The organism is Nocardia sp. GP40, assembly GCF_050434125.1.
GTDB classification, from domain to species: domain Bacteria; phylum Actinomycetota; class Actinomycetes; order Mycobacteriales; family Mycobacteriaceae; genus Nocardia; species Nocardia albiluteola.
In genome coordinates this window covers 384,861-389,685 of record NZ_JBNPVW010000005.1, presented here as the reverse complement: position 1 = coordinate 389,685, position 4,825 = coordinate 384,861, and the positions used below count along the sequence as shown (strand labels likewise).

General features: G+C 68.7%; 5 protein-coding genes. 3 read left to right on the top strand and 2 right to left on the bottom strand.

Going from position 1 to position 4,825, the window contains the following annotated elements; all coding sequences use genetic code 11:
• Positions 1-138 precede the first annotated feature (138 nt).
• Positions 139-732 carry a Uma2 family endonuclease gene (locus tag ABH933_RS18340; RefSeq protein WP_429420855.1) on the top strand — a complete coding sequence of 198 codons (594 nt, stop codon included), beginning with the start codon at positions 139-141 and terminating at the stop codon, positions 730-732.
• 91 nt (positions 733-823) lie between these two features.
• Here the strand turns inward: ABH933_RS18340 and ABH933_RS18335 are convergent, their stop codons facing one another.
• Positions 824-1,939 (bottom strand): GDSL-type esterase/lipase family protein, encoded by a 1,116-nt coding sequence (locus ABH933_RS18335; protein ID WP_429420391.1) that lies wholly within the window; start codon positions 1,937-1,939, stop codon positions 824-826.
• Positions 1,940-2,043: 104 nt separating this feature from the next.
• Between ABH933_RS18335 and ABH933_RS18330 the strand changes: the two genes are divergently transcribed.
• Both ABH933_RS18330 and ABH933_RS18325 read left to right on the top strand, forming a co-directional pair.
• Complete coding sequence (locus tag ABH933_RS18330; RefSeq protein WP_429420393.1) at positions 2,044-2,520, top strand: MarR family winged helix-turn-helix transcriptional regulator; 477 nt, start codon at positions 2,044-2,046, stop codon at positions 2,518-2,520.
• A 124-nt stretch (positions 2,521-2,644) separates the two neighbouring features.
• Positions 2,645-4,405: an MFS transporter gene (locus ABH933_RS18325; protein ID WP_429420395.1), complete on the top strand. Its 1,761-nt coding sequence runs from the start codon at positions 2,645-2,647 to the stop codon at positions 4,403-4,405.
• Here ABH933_RS18325 and ABH933_RS18320 read toward each other — a convergent pair.
• Positions 4,402-4,764 carry a MerR family transcriptional regulator gene (locus tag ABH933_RS18320; RefSeq protein WP_429420398.1) on the bottom strand — a complete coding sequence of 121 codons (363 nt, stop codon included), beginning with the start codon at positions 4,762-4,764 and terminating at the stop codon, positions 4,402-4,404. The two genes, ABH933_RS18325 and ABH933_RS18320, sit on opposite strands and share 4 nt — an antisense overlap.
• Positions 4,765-4,825: the final 61 nt, after the last annotated feature.

The following is a 4,825-nucleotide window of genomic DNA, read 5'->3' as shown; positions in this document are numbered from 1 at the left end:
GCGCTGGTCCGGGCCGGTGGAAGGGGTATTCGATCCTTTCCGCCGGCCCGGAATCGGTCCCAGGTTCGGCTAGACTGTGAACGCGATCGACAACCGTGTTCTTCCTGCTCGACGAGGTTGGAGGTGATTTCCGTGGCGATGCCGATGCCCGAGGTCCCGCTGGGCTTTTATCCGATCAAGGATTACTGGACTGCCGCCGACCTCGACAATTTGCCCGAGAATGGGATCCGGTACGAGGTAATTGGGGGGCAACTCATCGTGAACGCGGCGCCGAAGCCACGTCACCAATGGCTGATCAAATGGCTGGACCGTGCCCTAGAGGATGTCCTGCCTGCGGATCATTTCAGCATTGCAGGTGTGGGGGTATTGATCGGCGATGACGAACCGATCCCGGATCTCATCGTAGGTACCGGCGTCATCCCGATGGATGGCAACGGAATTCCCGCGGAGCACGTCGTACTAGCGGTTGAGGTCGTGTCGAACTCGACGACCCTGACGGATCGTAAGTCGAAACCGGATGTCTATGCGGAGGCCGGTATCCAGAACTACTGGCGCATCGAGATCAACCCGTTCAAGGGCCGTCTGCCGGGCGAAGAATTGCCGGTCCTGTTCGCCCACGTCCTCGGTGAGAGCGGCGAATACGAACTGACTCATCGAGTCTCGGCAGGGCAGTCGGTGACTCTGCATTCGCCATTCGAGTTCACCGTCGATCCCGCCACCCTGATGCGCTAACTCCCTCCTATGACTACCAGCCGCGAACACGGCTTGGCGTTCGGCCGGGCCGTGCTCGCAGCAGGTATGCCGTGTGCAGCTGAAATATCTATCAAGCGAATGGGATTCGCATGGTCTCGCCCATCAGGCGGGCGCCCGCGTCGTTGAGGTGCATACCGTCCCCGGCGTCGAGGTCGGGGCGGATGTAGTCCGGCCGCTCGGGGTCCTCCACAGCGCGGGCCACGTCGAAGACGGCGTCGAAAACATCGGTGCCCCGGAGCCATTCGTTGACCTCGCGGCGCAGGGGAGAGGCGGCTACGGCGTCGCCGCCCGGGTAGATCTTGCCGGCGAAGGGGCCGATCGTGTTGGCGTAGACGGGAAGTCCGGCCGCGTGGGCGCGGCGGGCGAGTTCGGTGAATCCGGCGATCAGGTCGGCGACCGGGAGGGGCTCGCCCAGGCACAGGTCGTTGATGCCGAAATTCACCACCACGTGGGTCGCGCCCGGCACCGCGAGGGCGTCCCGCTCGAAGCGGGCCAGGCCGTGCTCACCGGCCTCGTCCACCAGGATCCGATTGCCGGACAGGCCCTGGTTGACCGCCCAGCCGCGGGGGAGGCGCTCGTTCAGTACGTCGACCGATCGGCGGTTCGCGCCGGGCGTGCCGCCCGCTCCCTCGAACCAGGAATCGCCGAAGGCGACGATGATCGGCTCGCCCGTCGCGGGCACGTCGATACCGGTCACGAAGTACCGCGAACCGAGCTCCTCGACGTCCTCCGGGCTCACCTGCGAGACGGTGTTTCCTGCTGTGACATAGCCGATTTCGTTCGGAACGGGGGAGTAGGTCGCCGGGCCCGTCGGCTCCGGCAGGTACAGGCTCAGCAGCAGATCCGATCCGGCACCGACGCTCAGATCGGCCGCGTCGCTGACGATTTCGGCTCCCGCGGCAATCGTGACCCGCTCGGCCCCGCCGAATCGCAGCGCGGTGTCGGTCTCGGCCACGATCTCCGCGCCGTTCTTGCGGACCGCGATGTGGGCGGCCCCGACGACCAGCGGCGCGCGTCCGTAGCGGTTGCTCAGACGCACCCGCAGCCGCTCGCCGCCGCCTGCCAGGTGCAGCACCTGTCGCACGGTCTGGTCGGCGAACTCGCGCGGTTCGGCGAGGCGGAACTCCTCGTACGGACTGACGATGGCGGACCGGAAACCGGCGACCCAGGCGTTGGTGTCGGACATGGAAACCTCCGTTAGTTGACGTGCGGAATATACGAACTTCGTCGATTACAAAAGTATTCCGCACGTCAACTATCCGCAACTCAAATAGTTGGTATCCTGGTCGAATGGACCGCGCAGACCTCTTCGACGACTCCCGCCTCACCCAGGTCGGCCTCCTGTTCGAGGCCAGCGGCGGCCTGCGTGCCAAGCTCGAACCGGCGTGGGCGGACAACGGCCTGTCCCTGCCGGACTTCATCGCGCTGATGCGGCTGTCCCGCTCGCCCGGCCAGCGCCTGCGCATGACCGATCTGGCCGCCCAGACCCAGCTGTCCACCAGCGGCGTCACCCGCTTGGTCGACCGGCTCGAGCGCAACGGACTGGCCCGGCGCGAACCCGATCCGAAGGATCGGCGCAGCTTCTCGGTGCTGATCACCGCGGCCGGCGTCACCCGCGTCGCGCGCGTGCTGCCGCCGTATCTGGACGCCATCGACGAGTGGTTCACGACGCGCCTGACCGACGAGCAGCTGCGCGCCCTGAACGAGGGCCTGCGCATCATCCGCGATGCGGTCTTCCCGGAGAGCACCGCACTGACCCCGGATTGATCCGGCGATCCGCGGCCGCCCGCCGGGGCCGCGGGCCGATTGAAGGCAACTGATCAGCAAATCCCCCGTAGACTTATCGCCGCACGAAGTCTTCGACGAGATGTGTTGACGGCGGGAGCGGCACATGACCGATACCGAGCTCGACGCGATACCGAGCCGCGCGCGCTGGTGGGCGCTCGGAGTGCTGGCGCTGGGCCTGTCCATGGTCGTGCTCGACGGCACCATCGTCAGCGTGTCGCTGCCGGTGATCATCGCCGACCTCGGCCTGAATTTCACCCAGGCGCAGTGGATCAACAGCGTGTACGCGGTGGTGCTCGCCGCGCTGCTGATCACCGCCGGGCGCCTCGGGGACCGGCTGGGCCGGCGCACCCTCTTCGCGGCCGGCGTCGTGCTCTTCGTCGCGGGCAGCCTGCTCGCCGCGTCCGCGGAGGCGCCGGGCACGCTGATCTGGGGCCGCATCGTGCAGGGCATCGGCGCCGCGGGCGTGCTGCCGGGCACCCTGTCGACGGTCAACGCCGTCTTCCGCGGCCGAGACCGGGTCATCGCGTTCGCGGTCTGGGGTTCGGTGATCTCCGCGATGGCCGCGCTCGGGCCGCTGATCGGCGGCTGGCTGACCACCTCGTTCACCTGGCCGTGGATCTTCCTGGTGAACGTGCCGATCGGGGTCGTAGTGCTCGCGGGCATCGTGGCGTTCGTGCCGCAGACCCGGATGGCGGGGCACGCGCGCGGCCTGGACGTCGACGGATTCCTGCTCAGCGCGGCGGGTTTCGCGCTGGTGGTGTTCGCGTTGATCGAGGGGCAGACCTACGGATGGGGGCGGCCGTTGCGCTCGTCCGACATCCTCGGGGTGCGGTGGTCGACGCGGGCGGCGAGTTCGCCGATTCCGTTGCTGCTGCTGCTCGGGGTGGCGCTGCTGTTCCTGTTCCTGCTGTGGGAGATTCATCGCAAGAATGTGAATCGTTCGGCGCTGCTGGATCTCTCGCTGTTCCGCCTGCCGGCGTTCCGGTGGGGCAACGCGGCTGCCTTCGCGATCGCGCTCGGGGAATTCGGGCTGCTGTTCACGCTGCCGCTGTTCCTGGTCAACGTGCTCGGGCTGTCGACGCTGCGGGCCGGTCTGGTGCTGGCGGCGATGGGGCTGGGCGCGTTCGTGGCCGGCGGCGCCACCGAGCCGCTGGCGCGCACGATGGGGCCGGTGCGGATCGTGCGGCTGGGCCTGGCGATCGAGACGGTTGCGATCGCCGTGACCGCGCTGTTCGTGACCGACCACGTCTCGCCGTGGCTGCTCGCGCTCCTGCTGGTCTGCTACGGGGTCGGCTTGGGGCTGGCCTCGGCGCAGCTGACCGGGACGGTGCTGACAGGCGTGCCCACCGACGCGTCCGGGGAGGGCTCGGCCATCCAGTCCACGGTCCGTCAGCTCGGTACCGCGATGGGTCTGGCGATCCTCGGTGGGGTGGTGTCCGTGTCGCTCGGGCGCGCGCTGCCGGACCGGCTGTCCGCGGTGCCCGGGCTGCCGTCGCACGCCGCGGCGGAGGCTGCGGCCGCGACCCGGGATTCGGCGGGCGGGGCGATCTCGGTGCTCCGCGACCACCACGCCAACACCATGGTCGTGGACGCCCTGGCCCGCGGCTTCGCCGACGCCACCCGCGTCACCATGATCGGGGCCACCCTGTTCCTGCTGCTCGGCTTCTTCGCCGCCACCCGAATTCCCCTGCGCGCCGGGCGGACCGCTGAGAGCGGTGCCACCGAGAAGAATGGTGCGCCCGCGGGCGGTGAAAGCGCGAGCGTGCCCGAGGCTGCGGATTCCGGAGATGTCGGAGGAGGCAAGCCTGAGGTCGCGGATTCCGGAGATGCCGAGGGAAGCAAGCCCGAGGTCGCGGATCCCTAGCCCGCCAGCGGGACCCCTGCGTCGGTCAGCATGCGGGCGATCAGGTCGCGCGAGTGCGCGAGTTCCGCGGCCGCCGCATCCATGCGATGCATCTCCCCGCGCAGCCGCTCGACCAGCTCCGGACACGGTTCCAGCCGCGGCGAGGCGTCGCGCACGCACGGCAGGGCCTGCCGGATGGCATCGGTGGGCAGCCCCGCCGCCAGCAGCGCCCGGATGCGGCGCACCGTATCGATCGCGGGCTCCTCGTACTCTCGGTAGCCGTTCCCCCCGCGTATCGAGGTGAGCAGACCCTGCTCCTCGTAGTACCGCAGCGACCTGCGGCTGGCCCCGGTCCGCGCGGCCAGCTCCCCGATCAGCATGTTCACTCCTAGGGGGATGGTGAGCCGGCGGAGCTTGCGGAGCCGGCGGGGTGGGTAAGGT

What these genes read in the sequence shown, in the direction of transcription:
- ABH933_RS18340 (WP_429420855.1), top strand. Translation starts at nt 139, where the DNA reads ATGCCGATGCCCGAGGTCCCGCTGGGCTTTTATCCGATCAAGGATTAC.
- ABH933_RS18335 (WP_429420391.1), bottom strand. Translation starts at nt 1,939, where the DNA reads ATGTCCGACACCAACGCCTGGGTCGCCGGTTTCCGGTCCGCCATCGTC.
- ABH933_RS18330 (WP_429420393.1), top strand. Translation starts at nt 2,044, where the DNA reads ATGGACCGCGCAGACCTCTTCGACGACTCCCGCCTCACCCAGGTCGGC.
- ABH933_RS18325 (WP_429420395.1), top strand. Translation starts at nt 2,645, where the DNA reads ATGACCGATACCGAGCTCGACGCGATACCGAGCCGCGCGCGCTGGTGG.
- ABH933_RS18320 (WP_429420398.1), bottom strand. Translation starts at nt 4,764, where the DNA reads ATGCTGATCGGGGAGCTGGCCGCGCGGACCGGGGCCAGCCGCAGGTCG.